At 60.3% G+C, this 26,380-nt stretch carries 28 protein-coding genes and 1 tRNA gene; 18 read left to right on the forward strand and 11 right to left on the reverse strand.

What is annotated here, in order from left to right:
* The first annotated feature begins 108 nt into the window (after positions 1 to 108).
* Complete coding sequence (locus DJFAAGMI_RS20700) at positions 109 to 516, forward strand: GlcG/HbpS family heme-binding protein (RefSeq protein WP_003053536.1); 408 nt, start codon at positions 109 to 111, stop codon at positions 514 to 516.
* Positions 517 to 721: 205 nt separating this feature from the next.
* On the opposite strand, the gene hemP is transcribed toward DJFAAGMI_RS20700, so the two are convergent.
* The 8 genes from hemP to DJFAAGMI_RS20740 all read right to left on the reverse strand — a co-directional run bounded on the left by hemP (position 722) and on the right by DJFAAGMI_RS20740 (position 8,069).
* Positions 722 to 931 (reverse strand): hemin uptake protein HemP, encoded by a 210-nt coding sequence (gene hemP / locus DJFAAGMI_RS20705; protein WP_003053537.1) that lies wholly within the window; start codon positions 929 to 931, stop codon positions 722 to 724.
* Positions 932 to 1,195: 264 nt separating this feature from the next.
* Positions 1,196 to 1,612: an ExbD/TolR family protein gene (locus DJFAAGMI_RS20710; protein WP_034365655.1), complete on the reverse strand. Its 417-nt coding sequence runs from the start codon at positions 1,610 to 1,612 to the stop codon at positions 1,196 to 1,198.
* Positions 1,613 to 1,615: 3 nt separating this feature from the next.
* The gene (locus DJFAAGMI_RS20715) at positions 1,616 to 2,338 is read right to left on the reverse strand and encodes a MotA/TolQ/ExbB proton channel family protein (RefSeq protein ID WP_003053540.1); all 723 of its coding nucleotides are present in this window, start codon (positions 2,336 to 2,338) and stop codon (positions 1,616 to 1,618) included.
* A gap of 23 nt (positions 2,339 to 2,361) precedes the next feature.
* Complete coding sequence (locus DJFAAGMI_RS20720) at positions 2,362 to 3,090, reverse strand: energy transducer TonB (protein ID WP_211458774.1); 729 nt, start codon at positions 3,088 to 3,090, stop codon at positions 2,362 to 2,364.
* Positions 3,091 to 3,234: 144 nt separating this feature from the next.
* Positions 3,235 to 3,528 (reverse strand): (2Fe-2S)-binding protein, encoded by a 294-nt coding sequence (locus DJFAAGMI_RS20725; protein WP_029158775.1) that lies wholly within the window; start codon positions 3,526 to 3,528, stop codon positions 3,235 to 3,237.
* Positions 3,529 to 3,623: 95 nt separating this feature from the next.
* Positions 3,624 to 4,751, reverse strand: a complete 1,128-nt coding sequence (locus DJFAAGMI_RS20730; protein WP_211458829.1) for an alpha-hydroxy acid oxidase — start codon at positions 4,749 to 4,751, stop codon at positions 3,624 to 3,626.
* 73 nt (positions 4,752 to 4,824) lie between these two features.
* Entirely contained in the window at positions 4,825 to 5,505 is a 681-nt protein-coding gene (locus tag DJFAAGMI_RS20735) for a Fe2+-dependent dioxygenase (protein WP_211458775.1), read from the reverse strand.
* A 269-nt stretch (positions 5,506 to 5,774) separates the two neighbouring features.
* A complete protein-coding gene (locus DJFAAGMI_RS20740) occupies positions 5,775 to 8,069 on the reverse strand; it encodes a TonB-dependent receptor (protein ID WP_211458776.1) in 2,295 nt (764 codons plus the stop codon).
* A gap of 337 nt (positions 8,070 to 8,406) precedes the next feature.
* On the opposite strand from DJFAAGMI_RS20740, the gene DJFAAGMI_RS20745 reads away from it, so the two are divergent.
* From DJFAAGMI_RS20745 to DJFAAGMI_RS20765, 5 genes are all read left to right on the forward strand, one after another.
* Positions 8,407 to 9,057, forward strand: coding sequence for a PepSY-associated TM helix domain-containing protein (locus DJFAAGMI_RS20745; protein WP_211458777.1), 651 nt, complete (start codon positions 8,407 to 8,409; stop codon positions 9,055 to 9,057).
* 28 nt (positions 9,058 to 9,085) lie between these two features.
* Entirely contained in the window at positions 9,086 to 9,607 is a 522-nt protein-coding gene (locus DJFAAGMI_RS20750) for a DUF2271 domain-containing protein (protein ID WP_043004071.1), read from the forward strand.
* A gap of 164 nt (positions 9,608 to 9,771) precedes the next feature.
* Positions 9,772 to 10,572 carry a DUF4198 domain-containing protein gene (locus DJFAAGMI_RS20755; RefSeq protein ID WP_211458778.1) on the forward strand — a complete coding sequence of 267 codons (801 nt, stop codon included), beginning with the start codon at positions 9,772 to 9,774 and terminating at the stop codon, positions 10,570 to 10,572.
* A gap of 84 nt (positions 10,573 to 10,656) precedes the next feature.
* On the forward strand, positions 10,657 to 11,775 hold the full coding sequence (locus DJFAAGMI_RS20760) for an FAD:protein FMN transferase (RefSeq protein WP_249334585.1): 1,119 nt from the start codon (positions 10,657 to 10,659) through the stop codon (positions 11,773 to 11,775).
* Positions 11,772 to 13,175: a sulfite reductase subunit alpha gene (locus DJFAAGMI_RS20765; protein WP_211458779.1), complete on the forward strand. Its 1,404-nt coding sequence runs from the start codon at positions 11,772 to 11,774 to the stop codon at positions 13,173 to 13,175. Before DJFAAGMI_RS20760 ends, DJFAAGMI_RS20765 begins: the two co-directional genes overlap by 4 nt.
* A 157-nt stretch (positions 13,176 to 13,332) precedes the next feature.
* Here the strand turns inward: DJFAAGMI_RS20765 and DJFAAGMI_RS20770 are convergent, their stop codons facing one another.
* Positions 13,333 to 13,641 carry an SWIB/MDM2 domain-containing protein gene (locus tag DJFAAGMI_RS20770; RefSeq protein ID WP_003053560.1) on the reverse strand — a complete coding sequence of 103 codons (309 nt, stop codon included), beginning with the start codon at positions 13,639 to 13,641 and terminating at the stop codon, positions 13,333 to 13,335.
* On the opposite strand from DJFAAGMI_RS20770, the gene DJFAAGMI_RS20775 reads away from it, so the two are divergent.
* Entirely contained in the window at positions 13,559 to 13,828 is a 270-nt protein-coding gene (locus DJFAAGMI_RS20775) for a hypothetical protein (protein WP_196250276.1), read from the forward strand. The genes DJFAAGMI_RS20770 and DJFAAGMI_RS20775 overlap by 83 nt on opposite strands.
* 91 nt (positions 13,829 to 13,919) lie before the next feature.
* Positions 13,920 to 14,435, forward strand: a complete 516-nt coding sequence (gene rraA / locus DJFAAGMI_RS20780) for a ribonuclease E activity regulator RraA (protein WP_211458781.1) — start codon at positions 13,920 to 13,922, stop codon at positions 14,433 to 14,435.
* 13 nt (positions 14,436 to 14,448) lie between these two features.
* Here the strand turns inward: rraA and DJFAAGMI_RS20785 are convergent, their stop codons facing one another.
* Positions 14,449 to 15,360, reverse strand: a complete 912-nt coding sequence (locus DJFAAGMI_RS20785) for a DMT family transporter (protein ID WP_211458782.1) — start codon at positions 15,358 to 15,360, stop codon at positions 14,449 to 14,451.
* A 508-nt stretch (positions 15,361 to 15,868) separates the two neighbouring features.
* Between DJFAAGMI_RS20785 and aceA the strand changes: the two genes are divergently transcribed.
* From aceA to DJFAAGMI_RS20835, 10 genes are all read left to right on the forward strand, one after another.
* Positions 15,869 to 17,200: an isocitrate lyase gene (gene aceA, locus DJFAAGMI_RS20790; RefSeq protein ID WP_043004066.1), complete on the forward strand. Its 1,332-nt coding sequence runs from the start codon at positions 15,869 to 15,871 to the stop codon at positions 17,198 to 17,200.
* Between the two features lie 321 nt (positions 17,201 to 17,521).
* Positions 17,522 to 19,441, forward strand: a complete 1,920-nt coding sequence (thrS, locus tag DJFAAGMI_RS20795) for a threonine--tRNA ligase (RefSeq protein WP_211458783.1) — start codon at positions 17,522 to 17,524, stop codon at positions 19,439 to 19,441.
* A gap of 82 nt (positions 19,442 to 19,523) precedes the next feature.
* Positions 19,524 to 20,156, forward strand: coding sequence for a translation initiation factor IF-3 (gene infC, locus DJFAAGMI_RS20800; protein ID WP_072248305.1), 633 nt, complete (start codon positions 19,524 to 19,526; stop codon positions 20,154 to 20,156).
* Between the two features lie 192 nt (positions 20,157 to 20,348).
* The gene (gene rpmI, locus DJFAAGMI_RS20805; RefSeq protein WP_003053571.1) at positions 20,349 to 20,552 is read left to right on the forward strand and encodes a 50S ribosomal protein L35; all 204 of its coding nucleotides are present in this window, start codon (positions 20,349 to 20,351) and stop codon (positions 20,550 to 20,552) included.
* Positions 20,553 to 20,578: 26 nt separating this feature from the next.
* A complete protein-coding gene (gene rplT, locus DJFAAGMI_RS20810) occupies positions 20,579 to 20,938 on the forward strand; it encodes a 50S ribosomal protein L20 (RefSeq protein ID WP_003053572.1) in 360 nt (119 codons plus the stop codon).
* A gap of 200 nt (positions 20,939 to 21,138) precedes the next feature.
* Entirely contained in the window at positions 21,139 to 22,191 is a 1,053-nt protein-coding gene (gene pheS / locus DJFAAGMI_RS20815) for a phenylalanine--tRNA ligase subunit alpha (RefSeq protein WP_003069975.1), read from the forward strand.
* A gap of 165 nt (positions 22,192 to 22,356) precedes the next feature.
* Positions 22,357 to 24,810, forward strand: coding sequence for a phenylalanine--tRNA ligase subunit beta (pheT, locus tag DJFAAGMI_RS20820; protein WP_211458784.1), 2,454 nt, complete (start codon positions 22,357 to 22,359; stop codon positions 24,808 to 24,810).
* 28 nt (positions 24,811 to 24,838) lie between these two features.
* A complete protein-coding gene (locus DJFAAGMI_RS20825; protein WP_003053575.1) occupies positions 24,839 to 25,165 on the forward strand; it encodes an integration host factor subunit alpha in 327 nt (108 codons plus the stop codon).
* A gap of 216 nt (positions 25,166 to 25,381) precedes the next feature.
* Positions 25,382 to 25,816 carry a MerR family transcriptional regulator gene (locus DJFAAGMI_RS20830; RefSeq protein ID WP_211458785.1) on the forward strand — a complete coding sequence of 145 codons (435 nt, stop codon included), beginning with the start codon at positions 25,382 to 25,384 and terminating at the stop codon, positions 25,814 to 25,816.
* A 30-nt stretch (positions 25,817 to 25,846) separates the two neighbouring features.
* Positions 25,847 to 25,923: transfer RNA gene (locus tag DJFAAGMI_RS20835), tRNA-Pro, on the forward strand.
* Positions 25,924 to 25,945: 22 nt separating this feature from the next.
* Here DJFAAGMI_RS20835 and DJFAAGMI_RS20840 read toward each other — a convergent pair.
* Positions 25,946 to 26,188, reverse strand: a complete 243-nt coding sequence (locus DJFAAGMI_RS20840) for a hypothetical protein (RefSeq protein ID WP_211458786.1) — start codon at positions 26,186 to 26,188, stop codon at positions 25,946 to 25,948.
* Between the last annotated feature and the right edge of the window lie 192 nt (positions 26,189 to 26,380).

Consider the following 26,380-nt stretch of genomic DNA (forward strand, 5'->3'; position numbering starts at 1 on the left):
GCAATGCGGCAGTTTTAGGATGGAATGTTTTTCACATCGCATCTACTTTTGCCTGCAGAGTACAGAATATGCTTGCTGCATTGACAATCCAACGGAGCTTTTTATCTCATGAAAACCAAGCACGAACTCGAACTGGCCGATGTGAAAGCCATCGCTGCGGCTGCCGAAGCTGAAGCACTGAAGAACAACTGGCCCGTGACGATCTCCATCGTGGATGACGGCGGTCATCTGCTGCTGTTGCAGCGCATGGATGGTGCTGCTCCCATCTCTTCCCATATCGCCCCCGCCAAGGCGCGCTCTGCAGCCGTGGGCCGCAAGGACACCAAGGCTTTTGAAGACATGATCAACAACGGCCGTACCGCCTTCCTGAGCGCTCCCTTTGTGGACGGTCTGCTTGAAGGTGGCGTGGCCATCGTCAAGGACGGCCAGGTGCTGGGCGCCGTGGGTGTCTCCGGCGTGAAGGCCAATGAAGACGCACAGGTTGCCAAGGCCGGCATTGCTGCCCTGGGTCTGTAATCGCGCTTGATTTCTGCCACTGCGGTGGCAGAGGCCAAAACAAAACCCCTGCCGCTTGATGCGCGCAGGGGTTTTGTTTTGGCGGGTTGCGAATGAGGAAAAAACGCGTGGCTATGTGAAGTGTGAGCACAAGAGAGGGCAGGTGCTCTACAACGACTATGGCTGGCGAATCGACACTTGCGGTGTCGCCCCACGATGAAACGGTTTATTTGGTCAGAATGAGCTTGCCCAGCTTGGTGGCCTGAAGGCGATAGGGCGTGCCGTTATGCAGGATGGTGACGGCCTTCTGGCCGTTGAGCAGCAGGGCGCTGTCCAGGCCCAGGCTGGAGCCGGCAGCGGCTGAGGGGTTTGCAGCAGCCATGGAGGAAGAGCTGCGGTTGTTGGGCTGTGAGGTCGCAACAAGCGGTGCAGACATGCCGTGATTCCTTAAGTTCAAAACTGGTGTAATGATAACAATTCTCAATTAAAGTGCAAGTGATACTTAGTCTCATTTGCGAAAAAACACTGTTTATTTTTCTGGTGGAATCTGTCCGTCCGTTCGCCAGCCCGGGATTTCTGTCTTGCGATGTTGTGCAGAGCTGGCCCGGCCGGTCAGGCAGGATGCGGATGCCACTGCTCGATGTATTCGAGTCATAAAAAAACGGCCCTGGAGGGCCGTTTTTTTTGGATAAGTACGCGCTTATTGGGTAGGGTCGGTGACAAAGCCGATTTTCTTGACGCCGGCACGCTGGGCGGCGGCCATGGCCTGGGCCACGCGTTCGTAGCGCACTTCCTTGTCGCCGCGGATATGCAGGTCGGGCTGAGGCTCCTTGACGGCTTCGGCCTGGAGATTGGTCTCCAGCTGCTCGTCGCTGATGTCCTGGCCGTTCCAGGAATACTTGCCGTCGGCCGTGATGCCCAGCTGCACGGTGGCAGGCTTGGTGTCCTCGGGCTGGTTGGTGGCGCGTGGCAGGTCCACGTTGACCGAGTGCTTCATTACGGGCACGGTGATGATGAAAATGATGAGCAGCACCAACATGACGTCCACCAGAGGGGTCATGTTGATTTCGTTCATCACATCATCGCTGTCCCCATCATCCATGGTTCCGAACGACATGGCTTAGGCGCCTTTCTTCAGGGGCAGCACATTGCCAGAAATCTGACCGTCCACGGAAACGCGGGCGCCGGTCACGAAATAGGCGTGCACGTCGTGGGCAAAGCTGTTCAGTGCATTCAGAATGCCCTTGTTGCCGCGTACCAGGGCGTTGTAGCCCAGCACAGCGGGGATGGCGACGGCCAGACCCAGTGCGGTCATGATCAGCGCTTCGCCGATGGGGCCGGCCACCTTGTCGATGGAGGACTGACCCGACATGCCGATGGCCACCAGTGCGTGGTAGATGCCCCAGACGGTACCGAACAGGCCGATGAAGGGGGCGGTGGAGCCCACGGAAGCCAGAATCGCCAGGCCGGATTGCAGGCGGGCCGTGAATTCGTTGATGCCGTTGCGCAGGCAGCGGGTCACCCAGTCGCTGATGTCCAGTGTGTCATGCAGATGGACGCTGGTCTTGCGGTGGTGGGCCGAGGCTTCACGGCCTTCTAGCACCATGAAGCGGAAGGGGTTCTGCTTGTCGTCACCGAGTTTTTCCAGGCCGGTGGCCAGATCGGGGCTGTGCCAGAAGTCCTGCGCCTGGGTGGCGAACTTCTTGAATTTCACGATATCCAGGGCCTTGAGAACGATGACCAGCCAAGAGGCCACCGACATGACCAGCAAGATGATGGCCACGCCTTTGGTCACGAAGTCGCCCTGTGTCCAGACGTGGGCAATGCCGAATTGGGATTCCATGGGTACTCCTGAGAACTGCAGATTTATTTGAGAACAAAGTTGATGGGCACGATGTGCCACATGGGTTCGGCCACGCCATTGCGCTTGCCGGGGACAAACTTCCACTGGCGCACGGTGTTGACGGCCGCTTCATCCAGACGGTCAAAGCCGCTGGACTGCTTGATTTCGATTTTCTCGGGCTGGCCCTGCTCGTTGATATAGACGCGCAGCAGCACCTTGCCTTGTTCACCCATGCGCTTGCTGACCGAAGGATAAGCGGGGGCGGGGTTGTTCAGATAGGCCGCATTGCTCGATGGCTGCTCGATCTTGGGCGGAGCTGGTGGTGCCGGAGGTGCGGGCGGGGCTGGAGGAGCCGGGGGCGCGGGTGGCGCTGGCGGCGTCTTGTCCGGTTTGCTGTCGCTGTTCTCCAGGGCGCCCTGAGGCGCGGCCGGTGCCGGCGTTGGATCCTTGATGGCCTTGGGCAGCGGAGCCTTCTTGATCTCGGGCTTGGGCTGTGGCTTGGGCTCGGGTTTGGGTGCTGGCGCAGGAGGCTTGGGGGGCGGAGGCGGAGCCGGCGGAGTGGGTTCGGCGGCTGGCGGTGCCACAAACTGGGCAATCACGCTGGCGGGAATCACTACCTCTGGCGGCTTTTGCTGTGCCAGACCATGTTGCATGACCCACAGGGCAGCAGCATGCGCAACAACCACAGCACCAGCAACTGCCATATTGCGGCTTGGGCCGCTGGCAGGTGCAAATCGATCAGACTGGGACATAAGAGCGAGAAGAGCAACCAGCGCAGGCTGGAATCAGAAAGGAAAAGCGCTGGTCAACCGGCAATAGCAGGCACAGGAAACAGGGCACGCAGACAGGAACGCATCATTCACGCAGGATCCACCAGGTGCATACCATCACGAGAATCAGACTGCCGAAGACGGCTGAGAGGACGGAGAGGTGGGCCATGCTTTGCTTTCCAGGATATTGGTGGCAAGCTGAACCGTCTGCATCGACGCGCGGGATTGCGCTTCGTTGTGGATGGCCGCGATCGGATGACTGGCACTGCACTGGGCGACGACATCGCGTGCGCAGCCTTCGCAGCGCCCGCATTGTGTGGCAACGCCCAATTCAAACTGGATTTCGTCAAAGCTCATCCCCGCATGCGCGTGGCGTGCTATTTCTCGGTCAGAAACCCGGCGGCATACACAGACGATCATGGCTACAGGCAGTTGTTGCTGGCTATTGATGCAATAGGCGGAGTATAAATGAGAATCCATCGCATTTGCAATGCATGCCGCCAAATTACGCACATTCAGCAAGTGGTTAAGAGCCCGGGCCCGATCTGATCGAGGCTGGCGCAGCCGGTCTGCGCCATGGCCAGTTCCAGCTCGGCGCGCAGCAAATACAGCATATGGGCCACGCCCAGCATGCCGGCCACTGCCAGGGCATGCATCTGGGGCCGTCCCAGCAGTACGGCGCTGGCGCCCAGGGCGATGGCCTTGAGCACATCGGTTCCCTGGCGTACGCCGCCATCCATCAGCAGCGGGATATGGGCAGGCGTGGCCGCGCGTATGGCAGGCAGCACTTCCAGGGCGGAGACGGCGCCGTCCAGCACGCGCCCACCATGGTTGGAGACCACGATGGCATCGGCCCCCAGTTCCACGGCTTTCGCGGCGGCGCGGGCCGAGAGCAGGCCCTTGACGATCAGCGGCAGCCGGGTTTGCTGGCGCAGCCAGACCAGGTCGTCCCAGGTGGGCGCGCCTCGGGCCAGCTCGGAGCCGAACAGAATATGCTCGCTCATCAGATCGCCGCTCTGGCTCTGCCTGGGCATGCCGTGCAGATTGACGGCCTCTACGCCAGGCGGCAGCGGGTAGCTGGAGCGCTTGATATGGGCGTCCACCGTCCAGACCAGTGCCTGATAACCGGCGTCTTCGGCACGCCGGATCAGCTGCAGCGTGTGCTCGCGTGCCGCCTGCTGGTAGAGCTGAAACCAGAGCGGGCCGCTGCGTCCCAGCTCCTGGGCTGCGGCTTGTGCGGCCTGGGCAATGGCTTCCAGAGGGCAACTGGACAGGGTGCTGACCACCATGCCGGTGCGCATGGCCATGGCCGCGCGTGCCGTGGCGAGCTCCCCTTCGGGATGCGCCAGCTGTTGATAGGCGACAGGTGCCAGCAGCAAGGGCCAGTCCAGGCTCCGGCCCAGCAGGCTTTGCCGCGTATGGGCACCGGACAGATCGGCCAGCGGTTCCGGGCAGAGGCGAAAGCGGTCAAACGCCTGCCGGTTATGCGCCAGCGTCAGCCCCTGATCGGCGCCGCTTTCGATATGCGCCCAGGCGTGGACTTCCATATGCTCGCGCGCCAGCCGGGCGTAGTCGGCCAGGGAGCCCATCTGCGCGGAAATCTGCGTCAGTGGCGGTTTGACGGGCTGGCCTGCGGCATTCAAACGTTCAACAGTCATAAATCAAGCCGGTTGGATGGGGATGGGGCGGCAGCGCAGGCTGTTGTCCCCCTGGGGGCTAGCTTTCAGACCACATGCGCAAGAGATTGTGATAAGTGCCCGAGAGGGCGGCGACGCGCGGGTGTCCGGGCTGCTCCTGGGTGAGTTGCTGAATGCTCTGGTCCAGATCGAACAGCAGACGGCGCTGCTCCGCCGACTTGACCAGGCTGTGTGTCCAGAAGAAGGATGCATAGCGCGTGCCGCGCGTGACGGGGTTGACGCGGTGCAGGCTGGTGCCGGGGTAGACGATGGCATCGCCGGCCGCCAGTTTCACGCTTTGCTGGCCGAAGGTGTCTTCCACCATCAGCTCGCCGCCTTCGTATTCGTCGGGATCGCTGAAGAAGACCGTGGTGGAGACATCGGTTCTGACCTTGATGGCGGTGCCCGGAATGGTGAAGAACGCATTGTCGATATGGTTGCCGTAAGTGCCTCCGCCCTCGTAGCGATTGAAGCGCGGCGGCAAGACCTTGAGCGGCAGGGCTGCCGACATGAACAACGGGTTGCGGCCCAGCCGGTCCAGGATCAGGTCGCCGATCTGCTGGCCGGTCTTGCTGTCCAGCGGCAGCTGCAGATTGCTCTTGACCTGAGCCGCCACATGACCGGCCGTGGTCTTGCCGTCCTGCCAGCTGGCGGCTTCCAGCGCCTGGCGGCAGTGGCGTACTTCATCGGGAGTGAGCAGGCTGGGGATGCGTAGCAGCATGGGTCGGTATCTGGCGGTTGTTGATCCTGGTCTTTTCAATAACCATAGCTGGTTACTCTTGCTGCATATTGTTTTCAATATCTTTTCATATTGAAATCATTGCAGGGAAAGCGCAAGCAGCTATGGTTTTAAGAACCGGAATCCGGCATTCTGAAGGAGTATTGGGGCAGTGTGCACGTAAAAAGCCCCGCTGGCATCTGGTGCCTGCGGGGCTTGGGGTGATGATTTGCAGCAAACCTGCGCCAGATCAAGCGCAGGCAGGGCATTCATCAGTACGTGAACTTGAGCGAAGCCACGGCAGAGCGGCCGGCGGCCATGGTGGCGTAGTGGGGCGAACGCACGCCGCTGTAGTAGACCTTGTCGCCCAGGTTGAAGACATTCAGCTGGAAGGCCAGATTCTTGTCGATCTGGTAGGCCATCATCGCGTCAAAGCGGGTGTAGCCGCCGACGCCCTTGGTCACGATACCGCCATCCACGGTGGACACTGCGTAAGCTGCATTGACGCTGCTTTGGGCATAGACGCCCAGGCCCAGCGTCAGCTTGGGCATGGGCTTGTAGCTGGTCCACAGGCTGAAGCTGTGCTTGGGCGTGTTGATGAAGGCCTGGCCGTTGGCGGCGGAACTCACGCACTTGAGAGGCGTGCCGGAGCAGGTCTGTCCAGCGTTCTTCTGCTCGCTATCCATATAGGTATAGCCGCCGAACACGCTCAGATTGGACAGGATCTGGCCGGTAAAGCCCAGTTCCAGACCATTGACCACCTTGTCGCCACCCATGAAGACGGCGCCAGTGCCATCGGTGATACGGACGTTGGTGACGTTGTTGCGGAAGATGGCAGCAGACAGATTCAGCTTCTTGTCCAGCAGATCCCACTTGGTGCCCAGCTCCATGGAGCGGGTCTTCTCGGGCTTCAGATTGGCCAGCGCATCAGAGGTGATGGCCAGATCTTCGCTGCCGTTGCCCAGGGTCGAGCCGCCGGGACGCGAGGAGGTGCCGATATTGGCGTAGATGCTGCCATTGGTGGCTGGCTTGTAGACCAGACCCAGCTGGTAGTTGAACAGTGTGTCGCTGCGAGAGTAGTCGAAGGCGGCAGACTTGGCGTTGGTGATGGGGTTGGTGTAGTCAGGAGCCGCAGTCGATGTCTTGTAGTGGTCGACGCGCAGGCCCGCATTCAGCAGCCATTGCTCATTGAACTTCAAGGTGTCGAAGCCATAAATCGCAACGGTGTCGATCTTGTTGCGGGTGGTGCGACCCTTGTCCCAGGCGTAGTTCCAGGGCGTGGATGCATCAGGATTGTTCAGCGAAGTGCACCACATATTGAGTGATGTGCAAGTGCTGGTGCTGTTGTCCTGAATCGCGCCGGACTGGGCGTCAGACTTTTCCTTGGACAGCTCCAGGCCGAAGGCATAGCTGTGGCCGATCGAGCCGGTCTGCTCCTTGCCGGTGAACTCGGTCACGTTCTGCAGGGTTTCCACATCGGAGAAGCGGAAGTTGCCGCGACGCCAGACATAGCCGTTGAGAACGTTGCCCTTGGAGTCATCGGGCTGGGTCCAGACATAGTCCTGCTTGCTCTTGCTGTAGCGCAGGCTGTTGCGGATCTTGTTGGTGTCGGTGAACTTGTGTTCCACCGAGGCCGTGAACAGATCGCTCTTTTCCTTCTGGTAGTCACGGTTGTTCATGCCGTACCAGTTGGCGCTGTTGCTGCCATAGCTGGGGCGAACCGTGGAGCCGCCGGCCAGCTTGGCCATGGCGGCATTGCTGTACAGATAAGGCACGCCGCCATCGGGCATGCTGTCGGTCTGCAGATGCTGCCAGGACAGGGTCACTTCGGTGGGCGTGCCCATGCCGAAAGTCACGGTGGGGGCAATGCCCCAGCGCTTGTTGTCGGGGCCGTTGCGGCCGGGAATGTCGGCGCTGTGACCCATGGCGTTCAGGCGAATGCCGGTGGTCTCGTTGATCTTGCGGTTGATGTCCAGGGTGCCGCGCAGGTAGTTGTCGGTGCCCAGGCCCACATCGCCGGAGATGAAATTCTCGTTCTTGGCCTTCTTGGTGGTGATATTGATGGAGCCGCCGGCGCCGCCGCGACCGGCGTAGGCCGAGTCCGCGCCCTTGATGACTTCCACGGATTCCACGTTGAACAACTCGCGCGTGCCGGAAGCGATGTCACGCATGCCGTCCACAAAGGTGCTGGACTGGGCGTCCATGCCGCGGATGAAGGGCTGGTCGCCGGTGGGGTTGCCGCCTTCGCCGTTGCCGAAGGTGATGCCGGGGGTGGAGCGCAAGGCATCCTGCAGGCTGGTGGCACCGGTCTGCTTGATGATCTCTTCATTGATGACCTGAACGGTCTTGGGCGTGTCCAGCAGGGGAGCGGTGAACTTGCTCTGGGAGCTGGCTTCGGTCTTGAAGCTGGCGCCGGCAGCGGCTTCCACATTCACGGTGGACAAGGTGGTTTCCTGCTGAGCCATCGCGCTGGCGCCAATCAGGCACAGGCCTGCGGCAATCACGATTTGCTTGAGCTCACAGCGCAAGCCGTTGGAGTCGGTGGGGGTCAGATAGTGGTTGGACATGCTTTTGATGAAGAGTCGATTTTTGAAAAAGCGTGCGGATTCTAGGTGATATTGATAATAATTCTCGATACCATTCAATAATGGCTGCGGATACCCTACGTTTTGTTGCAGTACGGCAACAGAATGGGCGCTTGCCATGAGCTCTCGGGACGGCGCAATGACCCTGGTCATGACTGGGCGCTTTGTTTACGCCAAGTAAAGTAAATAGAAGTGATATGCATTTAGAATTTTGCGCAACTAGAATGCCGCCTTGCCGTGTACCCAAGGCCGGGCCTTGCGGCGCGATGTCGCGCAGGCCGGTTCGGCCCGGCGGCGATGCAATCCTAGAAAGTTCTGAATGACCGCGGCTTCCTCCAACGCTCCGCAGCGGGCGTATTGGCTCAAAAAATTACATGAGTGGCACTGGATCAGTTCCGCCATCTGTCTGATCGGCATGCTGCTGTTTGCCGTGACGGGGTTCACCCTGAATCACGCCGGGCAGATCGAGTCCAAGCCCAAGGTCGAATCGCGTGACGCACAGCTGCCCCCGAATCTGCTTGAAAAACTGCAGCAAGCCCAGAAGCAGGGCGTGGAAGCGGCGGACAAGAATGCGGTGGGCTTGCCCGCCGAGGTGGATGGCTGGCTGGCTCAGCAGATCAAGGTCAGTGCCAAGGGCTTTGCCGTGGAGTGGAGCGAGGACGAGGCCTATGTGCCCATGCCGCGCCCGGGCGGCGATGCCTGGCTGCGCGTGGACCTGAAGGAGGGCTCGGTCGAGTACGAGAAGACCGACCGGGGCTGGATCTCCTACCTCAACGACTTGCACAAGGGGCGCAATACCGGCGGTGCCTGGAGCTTGTTCATCGACATCTTTGCGATCGGTTGCCTGGTGTTCTGCATCACGGGTCTGCTGATTCTGAAGATGCATGCACAGCGCCGGCCCATGACCTGGCCCATGGTGGGGCTGGGGCTGGTGTTGCCGGCCCTGCTGGTTCTGCTGCTCGTGCACTGAGCCCAAGAATTTTGTGAAGGAAGAGAAAATGGCTAAGCGGATTTTCAAAACCTCGGTGGCATTGAGCGCCGTGGTGGGCCTGCCGGCACTCGCGGGCGGCATGAATGTGGCGGTGACCGTGCCTCAGTTGCAGGTGGCCGAGTACCACAAGCCCTATGTTGCTGTGTGGCTGGAAAAGGCTGATGGCGGCGTGGCCGCCAATCTGTCCGTCTGGTACGACACAAAGATGAAGAATGCCGAGGGCACCAAGTGGCTCAAGGACATGCGCCAATGGTGGCGGCGTACTGGCCGTGAGCTGAGCTTCCCCATCGACGGTGTGACCCAGCCGACCAAGCCCGTGGGCAGCCATGCGCTGTCCTTTGCCGAAGGCAAGAATCCGCTGCCCCAGCTGGCTCCCGGTCAGTACAAGCTGATGGTGGAAGCCGCCCGTGAAGTCGGCGGCCGTGAGCTGGTCTCCATTCCCTTCGAATGGCCCGTCAAGCAGGCCACCAGCTTGAGCGCCAATGGCAGCACCGAGCTGGGCGCGATCAAGCTGGAATTGAAGCCTTGATCGCCCCCTGAGGCGCTTGGCCTGGGCGGCCTTGCGCCTTCCCCCTCTCTGCTTCGCGGAGGGGGACAGCACCTTCGCTGCGAGGCGGCTCTTGCACGGTGTTCCTGGCCTGGGCATCGCCTCATTTTCGGATTTGTCACCCTTTCTGTTTTCAAGGACCTGATATGAAGTTCCAAACTCGTGCCATCGTCGCTGCAACTCTGGCTCTGGCTGCCCTGGGCGCCCAGGCACATGATCTGTGGTTCAAGCCTTCCAGCACCGTGCTGTCCAAGTCTGACTGGGTCACGGTGGATGCCGCCGTGTCCAACGATGTGTTCTTCTTCAACCATCGTCCGCTGGGTCTGGATGCCGTCAAGGTGACCGCGCCCGATGGTGCGGCGGTGGAAATGAAGAATGTGGCCAAGGGCGAGCTGCGCAGCATGTTCGACTTCAAGCCCGAGAAGACAGGTACCTACCGCGTCACCATGCTGATGACCGGCGTGATGGGCGGCTACAAGGATGCCAACGGCCAGCCCAAGCGCCTGCGTGGCTCGGTGGAAGAAGTGCTCAAGCAGATCCCCGCCGATGCCAAGGAAGTGCGCGTGACCGAGAATCTGCGCCGCATGGAAACCTTTGTGTCCCTGGGCAAGCCCTCGACACTGGCGCTGACCGGCAAGGGCCTGGAGCTCAAGCCCGTGACCCACCCCAATGATCTGGTGGCCAGCGAAGAGGCGACTTTCGAATTCCAGATCGACGGCAAGCCTGCTGCGGATCTGGAGCTGGAGCTGGTGGCCGACGGCATTCGCTACCGCGACGGTGTGGATGCCATGAAGCTCAAGACCGATGCCAAGGGCCAGGTCAAGATCAAGTTCCCCCGCGCAGGCCTGTTCTGGCTGAACGCCGATGCCACGGACAAGAAGACCAGCATCGCCAAGGCCACGGAGCGTCGCCTGGGCTATATCGCGACCCTGGAAGTTCTGCCTTAAGCGCTGTCGCTTGATGGACTGAACACGCGCCCGATCCGGGCGCGTCGTCGTTTTCACTGCTGTTGTGCCCTTGTCCGGATGCCCATGACCACTTCTGTCCGCGTACGCTTCGATGCCAGCCTCTGGCAACTGCCCTCATCTGAAGGGCAGAGCCAGGCCTATGAGCGGACGCCGGCGCCGGACTTCGGCGTGCAACGCTGGAGACCTGCAAGCCTGCAGCACCAGCAGGATGGGCGCATTCACCGCCTGTCCGGCCAGACCATGGGCACGCACTGGTCGCTGCGTCTGGTCAACCCGGATTACCTGCCCACGGAGCCGGTGCTGTCGCTGCTGGAGCAGGTGTTTGAGGATGTGATCGCCCAGATGAGCAACTGGGAGAGCGATTCGCTGATCACCCGGTTCAATCGTTCAAGACCCGGTGACGTGCATGTGATGCCGGCAGAGTTTGCGCATGTTCTGGAAGCGGCTTTGCACTGGGCCCGATTGTCTGGCGCAGCCATGGATCCCTGTATGGGGGCGCTGGTCTCACTATGGGGGTTCGGCCCACGTCAGAACCCCTTGCAGCCGCATCGCGGGCAAACTCCGCCTGGTGATGAGATCCAGCGCCTGCTGCAGGCCAGCGGCTGTCGTCATCTGCGCTGGAATGCGCAGACCCGGCAATTGCAGCAGAGCGGTGGCCTGGAGCTGGATTTTTGCGGCATTGCCAAGGGCTTTGCCGTGGACTGGGCGGTGCAGAAGCTGCAGGCAGCGGGCTGGGCCGCGGGCCTGTTCGAAATCGGCGGCGAACTGCGCAGCTGGGGGCAAAGACCCGATGGACGGCCCTGGCAGGTGCAGCTGGGCATGGGCGGCTCTACCGAGGCGGAACCCCTGATCGTGGCCTGCCGCGAGGGCGCTTTTGCCACATCGGGCGACTTCTGGCACCAGTTCACGCACGCCGGCAAGCGCTATTCGCACACGCTGGATCCGCGCACCGGCTGGCCGGTGGAGCATGATCTGGCCAGCGTCACGGTGTTTCATGAGGAGTGCATGCATGCCGATGCCCTGGCCACCGTGCTCACGGTGCTGGGGCCGCAGCAAGGTATGGACTTTACCCTTCAGCACGGGATAGCAGCCGTGCTGACATCGCATCTTGCATCCGATGGCAATGAGACCCGCAGGCAGGTGATCAAGACACCCGCCTGGATCAACCAATTTGAGGCATGACAGTGGAATGGATTTTGACGCCCGAGCGCATCTATGGCGCCATGGGCCTGGTTGCAGCGTATGCCGGCATGTGCTGGGGTATCGGCTCCAGGGTATGCAGGCAGCGCCTGGCCGACGAAGCCCAGAGCCAGGTATCGCAGGGCGATGCCCAGGCGCCCGCCGTCCTGGTCGCCTATGCCAGCCAGACGGGGCAGGCCGAGGCTCTGGCCCGTGCCACGGCCAAGATGCTGGTCGATGGCGGGCTTCAGGTGCGCCTGCTGCCCGTGGAGAAGCTGACGGCCGAGCTGCTGCAGGAATATGCGCATAGCCTGTGGATGCTGTCCACCACGGGTGAAGGCGATGCGCCCGACCATGCGCTGGGCTTTGTGCAGCAACTCATGGCCGCGCAGCCTGCGCTGGCCCGGCACCAAAGCCTGGTGCTGGCGCTGGGGGATCGCGAGTATCAGGAGTTCTGTGCTTTTGGTATGCAGGTGCACGAATGGCTGCAGACCAGCGGCGCGCGCAGCGATCTCATCTGTGTCGACAATATGGATGGGCCGAGCTTGCAGAGCTGGCAGGCCCAGGTCGGGCAGATAAGGCAGAGCCTGCTGGGAGAGTCTGCTCCGGCTCAGGAGCTGGATGCGGACTGGTTGCAGGCTCCGGAAAGCGTAGCTTTTGTGCTCAGTCGGCGGCGTTTGCTCAATCCCGGCAGCCAGGGCGGGGCGCTGTATCAGCTGGAATGGACACCGCAGTCTGGCGAGCTGCCGCAGTGGGAGTCGGGCGATCTGGTGTCCCTGTGCGTGCCCGCCGACCCGGAGCGTGCACGAGACTATTCGATCGCCTCGATCACGGCCGACGGCAGTCTGCAGTTGCTGGTGCGCGAGAGCACGCGTGCCGACGGATCGCCCGGGCTGGCCTCGCACTGGCTGTGCTGCGGCATGGCAGAGGGAGATGCATTGTCGCTGACGCTGCGCGAGCACCGTGGTTTCAGACTCGGCGACAACGCCGGGCGGCCGCTGATCCTGATCGGCAACGGCTCGGGCCTGGCAGGCCTGCTCAGCCACATCAAGGCGCGTGTACAGCAAGACCGAAATGATCAATGGCTGTTGTTCGGAGAGCGCAGCCCGCAGCATGATGCCTTATGTGCCGAGCAGTTGGCGGCGTGGGTAGAGCAGGGGCGATTGGCGCGGCTGGATCAGGCCTGGTCGCGCAACGGCAAGAACTCGCGCTATGTGCAGGATTTGCTGCGCAGCCATGCCGAGGAGGTCCGGCAATGGGTGGAGCGTGGCGCGGCCATCTATGTCTGCGGCAGCCTCAATGGCATGGGGCAGGGCGTGCATCTGACGCTGCAGGCTATTCTGGGCGAGGCCAAGGTGGCGGAGTTGCTGGGCTCGGGTCGCTACCGGCGCGATGTGTATTGAGCTCCTGAAATACACCACTTTCATTGCCGTGCAAGCACAGGCATGTCGCACGATGGCTTTGCGGCCGGTCTGACGTTGGGCAGGGCCATCAGCCATCTTCAGAAAGACAAAAAGCTGGCTCAGGCCAGCTTTTTTGTGGTCAGCGCAAGCGCAGTGCTTACTTGACGTGCTTGCCGATCAGGCCGGCCATCTCGAACATGGAGACTTGGGGCTTGCCGAAGACTTCCTTGAGCTTGGCGTCGGCGTTGATCATGCGCTTGTTGGCAGCGTCTTGCAGGTTGTTGGCCTTGATGTAGACCCACAGCTTGCTGATGATTTCGGTGCGGGGCAGGGGGTCCTTGCCAACCACGGCAGCCAGAGCAGCGCTGGGTGTCAGGGGTTTCATGAAGGCAGCGTTGGGAGTGCGCTTCTTAGCGGCGGGAGCTGCTGCCGGTGCTGCAGCGGGTGCCTTCTTTGCAGTTGCCATTTTGCTTATTCCTAATTGGGTAGTGGACTTATCACCAGCGAAATACAGCTGCAATCCACTGGCTGAGTCTGATGCTAATGGCAAAAAATCGCTCTTCCAAGCTCGTCAGCTGTTTTTTTGCCTCGATTTGTTGATCTCGGGCCTTTTAGTGTCTGTTTTCATGGGTTTTTCCTCGAGAGTGTTGTGAAAAAGTTGCTCTCCGTGGGTGCTCGCTTGTGCTTGTGCTAGTGCCCGCGCTAGAGGCAAGATGGGCGAAACCTGACCCTGTGGAGATTTTCATGAGCGATTCCCCGGCTTCTCTGCCCTTCAGCACCTGCGATCTTTGCGATGCGCATATCAGCGACGACAGCAGCGATTTCCGCGTCCTGCCGCCCGTGTTCCACAGCTATGGAGCGAATGTCGGCTTCATGGGCGAGGTCAGCACCGTGCAATGCCTTGACGACAACAGTCTGGTACGGGCGGCGCTGGCCGAGCCCGGTGATGGCCGCGTGCTGGTGGTCGATGGCGGCGGTTCGCTGCGGCGGGCACTGGTGGGCGGCAATGTGGCGGCATCGGCGGCCCAGAACGGCTGGGCAGGCGTGCTTGTCTATGGCTGCGTACGCGACGTGGCCGAGTTGAGAGCCACGCCCGTGGGTCTTTATGCGCTGGCACTCAATCCCATGCCAACGGTCAAGCAGGGCCAGGGACTGCGCGATGTCTATGTGCAGATCGCCGGCTTGTGGATTCGCCCGGGTGACTGGCTGTATGCCGATGCCGATGGCATTGTGCTCAGCCGCCGCAACCTGCTTGCCTGATGGCTGATGCTGCCTAGCGCCTGATCTGCAGCGAGCTGGGCCAGGTGGCAATCACCACACTGGTCAGGGCGATGCCGAAGGCCAGCAGTTGCACGGTGCTTATGCGCTCGCCCAGGGCCAGCATGCCCACCAGCGCCGCGCTGACGGGCAGCAGCACGGTAAAAATGCCGGCCTGCGATGCGGGCACGGCGCGCAACCCCGTCATCCACAGCCACACCGTCCAGACGCAGGCGGCCAGCGCGTAGAACAGCAGCAGGCCCCATGCAGGCGCAGAGACCCGGGAAAAATCAAACTGCCAGGCCAGATAGAGCCCGGCCGGGGCGGAGAGCGCAAAGCCCCAGAGATTGATCAGAGCGGTAATGCGCTTGGGACTCACGCTGGCGGTGAGTTTTTTGCCGATCACGGCATATGCGGCTTCGCAGAGCACGGCAGCAATCAGCAGCAACTGGCCCAGGCCTTGTTGAGTGGCGGGCGCAACGTTGCTGCCATCGGTTTTGCTCAGGGCGTTCAGTCCTATTCCGGCCACTGCGAAAACAATCGCTGTCCACGTACGTGTACTCACGGCCTCGCGCAGGAAAAGCCAGCTCATGATGGCGACGGCGGCTGGAATCGCGGCCATGGTCACTCCGGCCGTGACGGCGCTGGTCATGGCCACGCCACTGATCATGCAGAGCGTGAACAGGAAGTTGCCGAAGAACGATTCAAAGAACAGCAGCCACTTGGTCTGCCGGGTCAGAGCCGCCTCATGTGCAGGGGCCTTGAGCCAGCCCAGCATGGCCACGGCGCCGATGCCAAAGCGCAGCCATGCCAGCAGCATGACCGGAAAGATGGCTGCCAGAGGCTTGGACAGGGCCACATAGCTGCCCACCAGAGACATGCTGAGCGCCAGGCAGAGATAGGCAAGTGGGCGGCTGGGCGTATGCATGAGGTGTCGGAATGAAGTTCAGAGGGAGAAGGAGGTGGCAAAGCAGTGTGGCAGGGCTGTTGCATGCTTTCGGCGCGGGCGAAAGGAATTGTTGTTTTTTGGCTCGCGCGCGACTGCTTCCCTGTCTTTGCGGTGTCACCAGTTTTTGTTCAAGTGCGTTGAATCGGGCATTGCGGCTGACAAAGGAGTGTTTCAGTGCATGCGACGAGGCTTTTTTCGTACCGCCCCGGAGGGGGGCGGCTTTGTAGGCCGGAAACGCGTAAATTTTTCATGAAGCAAGAATTCGATTTCGTATTATGAAAAAATGGAATGCTGCGCCGCCGCAAAATTTCTCGATATGAGAAATAGGTTTTCTCATTGTGAAAAATAAAAATAAGTTATTGATTTTATTGAATATAAATTTCAGTCTTTTATAAGACATAAGACTCTGAGAAAAAGCGTTGCAGACATAAAGTAAATCCCAAGGACGAACACCAACCGATCTTGTTTAACCGCTAAGGAGTGCACCATGCCCCAATCCCTGACTCAGCAACTGAGCCGTGAACAGCAAATCGCAGCCCTCGAAAAAGACTGGGCACAGAACCCACGCTGGAAGAGCGTCAAGCGCGGCTACAGCGCCGCCGATGTGGTGCGTCTGCGCGGCAGCCTGCAGCCCGAGTACACCCTGGCCCAGCGTGGTGCCGATGTGCTGTGGGACAAGATCAACGGCGGCTCGAAGAAGGGCTATGTGAACGCCTTCGGTGCCATCTCTGCGGGCCAGGCCATGCAGCAGGCCAAGGCCGGTCTGGAAGCCGTGTACCTGTCGGGCTGGCAGGTGGCTGCCGACGGCAACACCTCGGAGACCATGTACCCCGACCAGTCGCTGTACGCCTACGATTCCGTGCCCACCATGGTGCGCCGCATCAACAACACTTTCAAGCGTGCCGACGAAATCCAGTGGGGCAAGGGCATCAACCCCGGCGACAAGGAGTTCATCGACTACTTCCTGCCCATCGTGGCTGACGCGGAAGCCGGTTTTGGCGGTGTGCTCAACGCGTTCGAGCTGATGAAGAACATGATTCAGGCTGGCGCTGCCGGCGTGCACTTTGAAGACCAGCTGGCTGCGGTCAAGAAGTGCGGCCACATGGGCGGCAAGGTGCTGGTGCCCACCCGTGAAGCAGTCGAGAAGCTGATCGCGGCTCGCTTTGCAGCCGACGTGATGGGTGTGCCCACCATCGTGTTGGCCCGTACCGATGCCGAAGCGGCCAATCTGATCACCAGCAACCACGATGAGAACGACATTCCGTTCCTGACCGGCGAGCGTACGCAAGAAGGCTTCTACCGCGTCAAGAACGGCCTGGAGCAATCCATCAGCCGTGGCGTGGCCTACGCTCCCTACGCGGATCTGGTGTGGTGCGAAACCGGCGTGCCAGATATCGGCTTTGCCCGCGAATTTGCCCAGGCCGTGCATGCTGCCTGCCCCGGCAAGCTGCTGAGCTACAACTGCTCGCCTTCGTTCAACTGGAAGAAGAACCTCAACGACAGCCAGATCGCCTCCTTCCAGGAAGACCTGTCCGCGCTGGGCTACAAGTTCCAGTTCATCACGCTGGCCGGCATCCACAGCAACTGGTACAACACCTTCAAGTTCGCCCATGAGTACGCTCGCGGCGAGGGCATGAAGCACTACGTGGAAATGATCCAGGAGCCCGAATTCGCGGCACGTGACAAGGGCTACACCTTTGTCTCGCACCAGCAGGAAGTGGGCGCAGGTTACTTCGACGACGTGACCACCGTGATCCAGGGCGGCTCTTCCAGCGTCAAGGCGCTGACCGGCTCCACCGAGGAAGAGCAGTTCCATTGAGCCACGATGAATCGTGATTCTGTCTAGGTAAAAAAGGGGTTATGCGCCCGGGGCGAAAGTCTCGGGCGCTTTTTTGATTGCCGGGTTAAAATGCCACGACTTCAATTCACAAGGGCGAGAAAGGCATCAACGGTTATGACACCGCGAACTACATCGGAGATGTATTTCAGCTGCTGATGGCAGCTGGCGGTTCGCGCCTGCCCGAGATTTCTCGACACCCTCATCAAAGCGCGGACTGGTTCCGCGCTTTTTGCTTTCAGGCGATTCCAAAGCTCTGGCGCTGGCTTTCCCCCACACAAATTTGGTTTGACAAGGAATTTCATGATCAACATCACGCTCCCCGATGGCTCCAAGCGCGAATATCCAGGCCCGGTTTCGGTCGCTGACGTCGCTGCTTCGATCGGCTCCGGCCTGGCCAAGGCCGCACTGGCCGGCAAGATCAACGGCAAGGTCGTGGACACCAGCTTTGTGATCGAACAGGATTCGCCGCTGTCCATCATCACCGCCAAGGATGCCGATGGTCTGGAAGTGATTCGTCACTCCACCGCCCACTTGCTGGCTTATGCCGTCAAGGAGCTGTTTCCCGATGCCCAGGTCACCATCGGCCCAGTGATCGAAAATGGCTTTTACTACGACTTCTCGTACAAGCGCCCCTTTACTCCCGAAGATCTGGCTGCCATCGAAAAGAAGATGACCGAGCTGGCCAACAAGGACGAGCAGGTGGTGCGCCGCGTGCTGCCTCGCGACGAGGCCGTGCAGTACTTCAAGGGTCTCGGCGAAGCCTACAAGGCCGAGATCATTGCCTCCATCCCCAGCAATGAAGATGTGAGCCTTTACCGCGAAGGCGCTTTCGAGGATCTGTGCCGCGGCCCTCACGTGCCCAGCACCGGCAAGCTCAAGCACTTCAAGCTGATGAAGGTGGCCGGTGCCTACTGGCGTGGCGACCACCGCAACGAGATGCTGCAACGCATCTACGGTACAGCCTGGGCGACCAAGGACGAGCTCAAGGACTATCTGTTCCGCCTGGAAGAAGCCGAAAGGCGCGATCACCGCAAGCTGGGGCGCGAACTGGATCTGTTCCACATCGATGAGCATTCGCCCGGCACCGTGTTCTGGCACCCCAAGGGCTGGGCGGTCTGGCAACAGGTCGAGCAGTACATGCGCCGTGTCTATCAGGACAACGGCTACCAGGAAGTCAAGGCTCCGCAGATTCTGGACAAGGGCCTGTGGGAGAAGACCGGCCACTGGGACAAGTATCGCGAAAACATGTTCACCACCGATTCGGAAAAGCGTGAATATGCCCTGAAGCCCATGAACTGCCCGGGCCACATCATCATCTTCAAGCAAGGCATCAAGAGCTATCGCGATCTGCCGCTGCGCTTTGGCGAGTTCGGCAACTGCCATCGCAACGAGCCCACCGGTTCGCTGCACGGCATCATGCGCGTGCGTGCCTTCACCCAGGACGATGGTCACATCTTCTGTACCGAAGACCAGATCCAGGCCGAGGTGACGGCTTTCACTTCGCTGCTGCAGAAGGTGTATGCCGACTTCGGCTTCACCAATATCCTGTATCGCCTGTCTACCCGTCCCGAGAAGCGCATCGGCACCGATGAAGCCTGGGACAAGGCCGAGAACGCTCTGGCCGAAGGTCTGCGTGCATCGGGATGCGAGTTCGAGTACCTGCCGGGCGAGGGCGCTTTCTACGGTCCGAAGATCGAATACACCCTGAAGGATGCGCTGGGCCGTGAATGGCAGTGCGGCACCATCCAGGTGGATCCGAACATGCCCGAGCGTCTTGATGCGGAATTCGTGGGCGAGGATGGCGAGCGCCATCGTCCCATCATGCTGCACCGCGCGATTCTGGGTTCGCTCGAGCGTTTCATCGGCATTTTGGTCGAGCATCACTCCGGCGCGCTGCCTGCCTGGCTGGCTCCCGTGCAGGCTGCCGTGCTCAATATCACGGACGCTCAGGCCGACTATGCGCAGGAAGTTGCGCAGAAGCTGCAAAAAGCATTGCCGAATCAAAGCCTTAGGGTAGTGACAGATCTGCGCAACGAAAAGATTACGTATAAAATACGCGAGCATTCCATGCAGAAGCTGCCCTACATCCTTGTCGCAGGCGACAAGGAGAAGGCAGCTGGTGCGGTTGCAGTGCGCGCCCGGGGTAACAAAGACCTCGGAGTGATGTCGGTCGATGCATTCATTGAATTGCTCGCCAAGGACATCACGGCCAAGGCCTGAAGCAGATTAATTTTTGTGGCGGGCCGGTCAGCGTGCAAGGCACGCTAGCCGGCTACGCTGTTGTAGCCATTTCAATCCAAGGGTGAAAACCATAGCTACTGAATTTCGCGATCGGCGCCACCGTGAAGAGCGCAAGCATCGACTGAACCGAGAAATCATGGCGCCTGAAGTGCGTCTGTCTGGTCCCGACAACGAGCCCCTGGGCATCGTGCCGCTGCAAGAAGCGCTGCGCATGGCCGGCGAGCTGGATGTCGACCTGGTGGAAATTGCGGCCAACGCATCTCCCCCAGTCTGCCGTCTGATGGATTACGGCAAGTTCAAGTACCAGGAACAGAAGAAGGCTGCTGAAGCCAAGGCCAAGCAGACCGTCATCGAAATCAAGGAAGTGAAGTTCCGCCCTGGTACGGATGATGGTGACTACAACATCAAGCTGCGCAATATTCGCCGTTTCCTGGCGGATGGCGACAAGTGCAAGATCACGCTGCGTTTCCGTGGCCGTGAAATCACGCACCAGCAGCTGGGTCTGAATCTGCTCAACCGTCTGCGTGACGATCTGGCCGATTCCATCCAGGTGGAGCAGTTCCCCAAGCTGGAAGGCCGTCAGATGATCATGATGGTTGCGCCGGCTCGTGCAGGTGGCAAGAAGCCTGCTGGTGGTGCAAAACCACAAGGTGATGGCGTCGCTGCTGCACCTGAGGCTGCAGATAAGGCATAATTGCGGTTTTGCCTTTCGGGCAAGAGTGGGCTTGGCCCACTTTTGTTTTGTGCGGCAGACAAAGAATTTGCAGGCTTGCCTGCAAGAGTCAGCCCGGCCTGGCCGGACTGACAAACAAGTGCCTCGGAGGCCAGCGAAGTGTGTGCGGGTTGCACACCGCCTTGCGAGCACAAATTCAATAGGAGCATTCACATGCCCAAAATGAAGACCAAGAGCAGCGCGAAGAAGCGTTTTCGCGTTCGTCCCGGTGGTACCGTCAAGCGCGGTCAAGCCTTCAAGCGTCACATCTTGACCAAGAAGACCACGAAGAACAAGCGTCACCTGCGTGGCATTGTCAACGTGCATTCCGGCGATATGGGCTCCATCGCAAAGATGTTGCCTTCCGCAGGCCTGTAATTCACTGACGAACTAGGAGAAAACACATGCCTCGCGTCAAACGTGGTGTAACGGCTCGCGCCCGTCACAAAAAAGTTCTGAATCTGGCCAAGGGTTTCCGCGGTCGCCGTGGTAACGTCTTCCGCGTTGCCAAGCAAGCGGTCATGAAGGCTGGTCAATACGCCTACCGTGACCGTCGTACCAAGAAGCGCGTGTTCCGTCAGCTGTGGATCGCTCGTATCAACGCTGCTGCACGTGAACTGGGTCTGACTTACAGCCAATTCGCCAACGGCCTGAAGAAGGCTGCCATCGAAATCGACCGCAAGATGCTGGCCGATATCGCCGTGCACGACAAGGCTGCTTTTGCAGCTATCGTCGACCAAGTCAAGGCCAAGCTGGCTGCCTGAGGTCACGATCGGTAGTTACTCTTGTAGGACTTTTGCAGACAAGAATCCCCACAGGCATTTGCCGATGGGCGAGCATCTTGCTTGAACTTGATTGCAGAAGTCGTGTCTTGTTCAGTAGCTGCTGATGCACAAACAGCAAGGGCTAGGGCTTGAAAAGGCACTAGCCCTTGTTTATTTTTACAAGTCGATAAAGAGTCGATATGAACGAGTTGGATTCTCTGGTCGAAAGCGCACAGCAACTGTTTGCGCAAGCCCACACCCCCGCTGATCTGGAAAATGCCAAGGCGCAGTTTCTGGGCAAGTCGGGCAAGATGACCGAGCTCATGAAGGGCATGGCGCAGCTTTCCGTCGAAGAGAAAAAGTCGCGCGGCGCCGCCATCAACGTGGCCAAGCAGGCGATCGAAGCGGCCTTGACCGCCCGTCGCAAGGCTTTGGCAGACGCCGAGCTGCAGGCCCATCTGAAGGCCGAGGTGCTGGATGTGACTCTGCCCGGTCGCCGTCGTGGCGCGGGAGGGCTGCACCCCGTCTCCATCACCATGGAGCGTATCGAGGGCATCTTCGGCTCCATGGGCTTTGATGTGGCCCAGGGCCCCGAGATCGAATCCGACTGGTTCAACTTCACGGCGCTGAACACGCCTGAAGACCATCCCGCGCGCTCCATGCACGACACCTTCTATGTCGAAGGCGGCACACAGCACGCGCCCAATCTGCTGCGCACGCACACCAGTCCCATGCAGGTGCGCCATGCCGTGCAGCATGTGAAGAATTACCGCAACGCGCTCGATGCCGGCCAGACCATGCCCGAGATCCGCGTGATTGCCCCCGGCCGCACCTACCGTGTGGACTCGGATGCCACACACTCGCCCATGTTCCACCAGTGCGAAGGCCTGTGGATCGGCGAGAACGTGAGCTTCAAGGACCTGAAGGTCGTGTTCACCGACTTCTGCAAGACCTTCTTCGAGCAGGATGATCTGGTGCTGCGCTTCCGTCCCAGCTTCTTCCCGTTCACCGAGCCTTCGGCCGAAATCGACATCCAGTTTCAGAGCGGCCCGCTGGCCGGCAAGTGGCTGGAAGTGGCGGGCTCCGGCCAGGTGCACCCCAATGTGGTGCGCAACATGGGGCTGGATCCCGAAAAATACATAGGCTTTGCCTTTGGCATGGGCCCCGACCGCCTGACCATGCTGCGTTATGGCGTGAACGACCTGCGCCTGTTCTTCGACGGCGACATCCGTTTTCTGTCGCAGTTTCAGTAATGAAAAAGTGAGCTGCTAGCGCATGCTATGAAATGATTTCAGATAGTTTTGATGCTGAAATCCTTATATGCCGAGCGCTAATAGCTCATCTTTTTGAGATACGCATGCCCAGCCAGTGGCAGACCGCTTGCGGTGCGACTGGCATGAACGCCAAAGAGTCTGACTATGCAATTTCCTGAATCCTGGTTGCGCGAATACTGCAACCCCAATCTGACCACCCAGCAGCTGGCCGATACCCTGACCATGGCCGGTCTGGAAGTGGAAGAGCTGGACCCCGTGGCGCCTCCCTTCACCGGCATCGTGGTCGGTGAAATCAAGGAAGCCGTGCAGCACCCCGACGCCGACCGTCTGCGCATCTGCCAGGTCGACGTGGGCGGCCCCGAGCTGCTGAACATCGTCTGCGGCGCGCCCAATGCGCGCGTGGGCATCCGCATTCCCTGCGCCACCGTGGGTGCCGAGCTGCCGCCCGGTGCCGATGGCAAGCCCTTCAAGATCAAGATCGGCAAGCTGCGCGGCGTGCAGAGCTTTGGCATGCTGTGCTCGGCCAAGGAGCTGGGCATCGACGAAGACGCCAGCGGCCTGCTGGAGTTCCCCGCCGATGCGCCTCTGGGCCAGAGCGTGCGCGAGTACCTGAATCTGGACGACACGCTGTTCACGCTGAAGTTGACGCCCAACCTGGCGCACTGCCTGAGCGTCTACGGCGTGGCGCGCGAGCTGTCGGCGCTGACCGGCACGCCGCTCAAAGCCCTGTCCTTCCCCGCTGCGGCCGTGGCCTTGCAGGACAAGCTGCCGGTCAAGATTGAAGCCACCGATCTGTGCGGCCGCTTCTCGGGCCGTATCGTGCGCAATGTCAACACGCGGGTGAAGACACCCCAGTGGATGGTCGATCGTCTGGCACGCTGCGGCCAGCGCTCGGTCAGCCCCTTGGTGGACATCTCCAACTATGTGATGTTCGAGCTGGGCCGTCCCAGCCATATCTTCGATCTGGACAAGATCAGCGGCGGCCTGAATGTGCGCTGGGGCAAGGAGGGCGAAACGCTCAAGCTGCTCAACGGCAACACCATCAAGATCGACGACTTCCTCAAGGTCGGCGTGATTGCCGATGGCAAGCAGGTCGAGTCGCTGGCCGGCATCATGGGCGGCGACGCCACGGCAGTGTCCGACGACACGAAGAACATCTACATCGAAGCCGCGTTCTGGTTCCCCAAGGCCGTGGCCGGCCGTTCGCGCCACTTCAACTTCTCGACCGATGCCGGTCACCGCTTCGAGCGCGGTGTGGACCCCGAGTTCACCACGGAGCACATCGAGCGCATCACCGCGCTGGTGCTGGAAATCTGCGGCACGCCCGAGACACAAGTCGGTGCCATGGACGACCAGAAGCCCAATATGCCTGCCTCCAAGGCCGTGCAACTGCGCGTGGCGCGTGCGGCCAAGGTCATCGGCATGGACGTGACCCAGCAGCAATGCCTGGATGCCTTGAACGGCCTGGGTCTGCCTGCCACTGTGGCATCCGAGGGAGTCATTTCGGTCACCGCGCCAACCTTCCGCTTCGACATCAATCTGGAAGAAGATCTGATCGAAGAAGTGGCCCGCATGATCGGCTACGAAAACCTGCCGACCACCAAGCCACTGGCCCCGATCTCGCCCAAGCTGCGCGCCGAGAACGAGCGCAGCCCCTATGCCGTGCGCCACGAGCTGGCGGGCCTGGGCTACCAGGAAACCATCAACTTCAGCTTTGTTGAAGAAAAGTGGGAGCAGGAGCTGGCTGGCAACAACAACGCCATCAAGCTGCTCAACCCCATTGCCAGCCATCTGAGCGTGATGCGCTCGTCCCTGCTGGGCTCGCTGCTGCAGGTGCTCAAGTTCAACGTGGACCGCAAGGCTCAGCGCGTGCGCGTGTTCGAGCTGGGTCGCGTGTTCTTCAAGGACGACTCCGTGGTCGACTCCGACACCACCGTCAAGGGCTTTTATCAGCCCATGCGCGTGGCGGGTCTCGCCTACGGCGCTGCCGACCAGCTGCAGTGGGGCAGGGCAGAAGCCAAGGTCGACTTCTACGACGTCAAGGGCGATGTGGAAGCACTGCTGGCACCGGCCAAGCCCGTGTTCGAGCCTGCCGAGCATCCGGCCATGCACCCCGGCCGCTGCGCTCGCGTGCTGCTGGACGGCAAGGCCATCGGCTTTGTCGGCGAGCTGCATCCCCAGTGGCGCCAGGAATGGGATCTGGCCCAGGCTCCGGTGATGTTCGAGCTCGAGCTCGATGCCGTGCTGGCCCGTCAGGTGCCCGTCTTCAAGCCTGTGGCCAAGCACCAGGCCGTGGAGCGCGACATCGCCGTGGTCGTCAAGGAAGCCGTGACCCACGCCCAGGTGATGGAAGCCGTGCAGCAAGGTGTGCAGGGCGGCATTCTGCGCTCGGCCGTGCTGTTCGACGTCTTCCGTCCCAAGAAGCTCAAGGCTGGCGAGGAAGCTGCACCGGGCAGTCTGGCACAGGACGAGAAGAGCCTGGCCGTGCGTCTGACGCTGGGCAGCGACACCGCGTCGCTGACCGATGCGGAAATCGAGGCCGCCATGCAGGGCACCATTGCGGCTCTGGTTGAACGCGTTGCGGCTCGTCTGCGCTGATATGTTCAATCCACAAGGAGATCGACCCATGGAGCTTGCCGTAGAGAGCATCGACAGCCCCGCGCTGACCAAGGCGCAGCTGGCCGATCTGCTGTTTGACGAAATCGGTCTGAACAAGCGCGAAGCCAAGGACATGGTGGATGCGTTTTTCGACCTGATCTCGCAAAAGCTGGTGGAAGGCGAAGATGTCAAGCTTTCGGGCTTCGGCAACTTCCAGATCCGCACCAAGGCACCACGTCCCGGTCGCAACCCACGCACCGGCGAGCTGATTCCCATCGCTGCGCGCCGCGTGGTGACCTTCCATGCCAGCAGCAAGCTCAAGGAGCTGATCCAGGGCGAGAGTTCGGGGTCTTAAGCGATTGGCACACGGCTGGTGCACTGTCAAGCGGAGCATCGGTCATTGAAGAGCTGACAGTCTTGCGTCGCGTGCGGTGCAAGGTCCTGTCAGCTCTTCGCGCTATATTGCTAGGACTTGCGCAGGCAGGAGTGCACGTCGTGCCTGATCCGGATTTGCGCAAGGCGTGATGGCCTATCTTTCACTCGTCCCTCCACCGACTGCTTGCAACCAGCCATGGCTTCATCTTTGCCGGCAATTCCTGCCAAACGCTATTTCACCATCGGTGAAGTCGCGGATCTGTGCGACGTCAAGCCTCATGTGCTGCGTTACTGGGAGCAGGAGTTTGTGCAGCTCAAGCCCATGAAGCGGCGCGGCAACCGCCGCTACTACCAGCACCACGAGGTGCTGATGGTGCGCCGCATCCGGGAGCTGCTGTACGAGCAGGGCTTCACCATCAGCGGTGCAAGAAATCGTCTGCGCGAACTGGTGACGGGCCACGGCAGGGCGGTCGAGCCGCAGGCGGCACTGCCCGTGCCGGCAGAGAACCTGGCGCAGAGCCATCTGCTGAGCGCAATGCTGCAACAGGACCTCGCAGAGCCCGCCGGTGTCATGGGCATGGAAGAGGTCAAAGAAGAGCTTTTGCAGATCAGGGCGCTGCTTTCTCTTTGACGTCGAATTTCTGTGTATAATTCAAGTCTTCGGAATGTAGCGCAGCCTGGTAGCGCACTTGCATGGGGTGCAAGGGGTCGCGAGTTCGAATCCCGCCATTCCGACCAATTAGACAAGGGCTTCTGACTATCAAGTCAGAAGCCCTTTTTCTATTGCCGCGGCGATCCGGCGTGAAGCATTTGGTGACGGCTTCCCTGTAGGAACCGGTCTGATTTCGTCCGATTGCGTTAACCCCAACGGGAATAACGAGGGCGGAAGCGGTATTGATTCTTGGTTTCTTTGATATAAAGCAGGAATGAAAAGAATTGCCAAATCCAGGCAAAAAGTTCGAAGTTCGGCTGTTTGATTGATTTTTGAAACAAATTCTTGCATGCGTTGTGCTAGATTTGCAACTGAATCCAATTGTTTGATGGTGTTGCCAGGAGATCAACCATCAACGCACGGCTTCGCATGCAAGGTTATGCGTCAAGAACACCGGCCGGAAACCGGAGGCTCCGCCTTGCTATCGTGGAAAGGAAAATCTCCAAATGCGCTGTGTCTAGCCTATCGCCGCTTCACAGCTGT

This window comes from Comamonas brasiliensis, from assembly GCF_018292285.1.
Classification (GTDB): domain Bacteria; phylum Pseudomonadota; class Gammaproteobacteria; order Burkholderiales; family Burkholderiaceae_C; genus Comamonas; species Comamonas brasiliensis.

Excerpts from the sequence above, each read along its gene's own strand:
- DJFAAGMI_RS20700 (WP_003053536.1), top strand. The coding sequence starts at position 109 with ATGAAAACCAAGCACGAACTCGAACTGGCCGATGTGAAAGCCATCGCT.
- hemP (WP_003053537.1), bottom strand. The coding sequence starts at position 931 with ATGTCTGCACCGCTTGTTGCGACCTCACAGCCCAACAACCGCAGCTCT.
- DJFAAGMI_RS20710 (WP_034365655.1), bottom strand. The coding sequence starts at position 1,612 with ATGTCGTTCGGAACCATGGATGATGGGGACAGCGATGATGTGATGAAC.
- DJFAAGMI_RS20715 (WP_003053540.1), bottom strand. The coding sequence starts at position 2,338 with ATGGAATCCCAATTCGGCATTGCCCACGTCTGGACACAGGGCGACTTC.
- DJFAAGMI_RS20720 (WP_211458774.1), bottom strand. The coding sequence starts at position 3,090 with ATGTCCCAGTCTGATCGATTTGCACCTGCCAGCGGCCCAAGCCGCAAT.
- DJFAAGMI_RS20725 (WP_029158775.1), bottom strand. The coding sequence starts at position 3,528 with ATGATCGTCTGTGTATGCCGCCGGGTTTCTGACCGAGAAATAGCACGC.
- DJFAAGMI_RS20735 (WP_211458775.1), bottom strand. The coding sequence starts at position 5,505 with ATGCTGCTACGCATCCCCAGCCTGCTCACTCCCGATGAAGTACGCCAC.
- DJFAAGMI_RS20740 (WP_211458776.1), bottom strand. The coding sequence starts at position 8,069 with ATGTCCAACCACTATCTGACCCCCACCGACTCCAACGGCTTGCGCTGT.
- DJFAAGMI_RS20745 (WP_211458777.1), top strand. The coding sequence starts at position 8,407 with ATGACCGCGGCTTCCTCCAACGCTCCGCAGCGGGCGTATTGGCTCAAA.
- DJFAAGMI_RS20750 (WP_043004071.1), top strand. The coding sequence starts at position 9,086 with ATGGCTAAGCGGATTTTCAAAACCTCGGTGGCATTGAGCGCCGTGGTG.
- DJFAAGMI_RS20755 (WP_211458778.1), top strand. The coding sequence starts at position 9,772 with ATGAAGTTCCAAACTCGTGCCATCGTCGCTGCAACTCTGGCTCTGGCT.
- DJFAAGMI_RS20760 (WP_249334585.1), top strand. The coding sequence starts at position 10,657 with ATGACCACTTCTGTCCGCGTACGCTTCGATGCCAGCCTCTGGCAACTG.
- DJFAAGMI_RS20765 (WP_211458779.1), top strand. The coding sequence starts at position 11,772 with ATGACAGTGGAATGGATTTTGACGCCCGAGCGCATCTATGGCGCCATG.
- DJFAAGMI_RS20775 (WP_196250276.1), top strand. The coding sequence starts at position 13,559 with ATGAAGGCAGCGTTGGGAGTGCGCTTCTTAGCGGCGGGAGCTGCTGCC.
- DJFAAGMI_RS20770 (WP_003053560.1), bottom strand. The coding sequence starts at position 13,641 with ATGGCAACTGCAAAGAAGGCACCCGCTGCAGCACCGGCAGCAGCTCCC.
- rraA (WP_211458781.1), top strand. The coding sequence starts at position 13,920 with ATGAGCGATTCCCCGGCTTCTCTGCCCTTCAGCACCTGCGATCTTTGC.
- DJFAAGMI_RS20785 (WP_211458782.1), bottom strand. The coding sequence starts at position 15,360 with ATGCATACGCCCAGCCGCCCACTTGCCTATCTCTGCCTGGCGCTCAGC.
- aceA (WP_043004066.1), top strand. The coding sequence starts at position 15,869 with ATGCCCCAATCCCTGACTCAGCAACTGAGCCGTGAACAGCAAATCGCA.
- thrS (WP_211458783.1), top strand. The coding sequence starts at position 17,522 with ATGATCAACATCACGCTCCCCGATGGCTCCAAGCGCGAATATCCAGGC.
- rpmI (WP_003053571.1), top strand. The coding sequence starts at position 20,349 with ATGCCCAAAATGAAGACCAAGAGCAGCGCGAAGAAGCGTTTTCGCGTT.
- rplT (WP_003053572.1), top strand. The coding sequence starts at position 20,579 with ATGCCTCGCGTCAAACGTGGTGTAACGGCTCGCGCCCGTCACAAAAAA.
- pheS (WP_003069975.1), top strand. The coding sequence starts at position 21,139 with ATGAACGAGTTGGATTCTCTGGTCGAAAGCGCACAGCAACTGTTTGCG.
- pheT (WP_211458784.1), top strand. The coding sequence starts at position 22,357 with ATGCAATTTCCTGAATCCTGGTTGCGCGAATACTGCAACCCCAATCTG.
- DJFAAGMI_RS20825 (WP_003053575.1), top strand. The coding sequence starts at position 24,839 with ATGGAGCTTGCCGTAGAGAGCATCGACAGCCCCGCGCTGACCAAGGCG.
- DJFAAGMI_RS20830 (WP_211458785.1), top strand. The coding sequence starts at position 25,382 with ATGGCTTCATCTTTGCCGGCAATTCCTGCCAAACGCTATTTCACCATC.
- DJFAAGMI_RS20840 (WP_211458786.1), bottom strand. The coding sequence starts at position 26,188 with ATGCAAGAATTTGTTTCAAAAATCAATCAAACAGCCGAACTTCGAACT.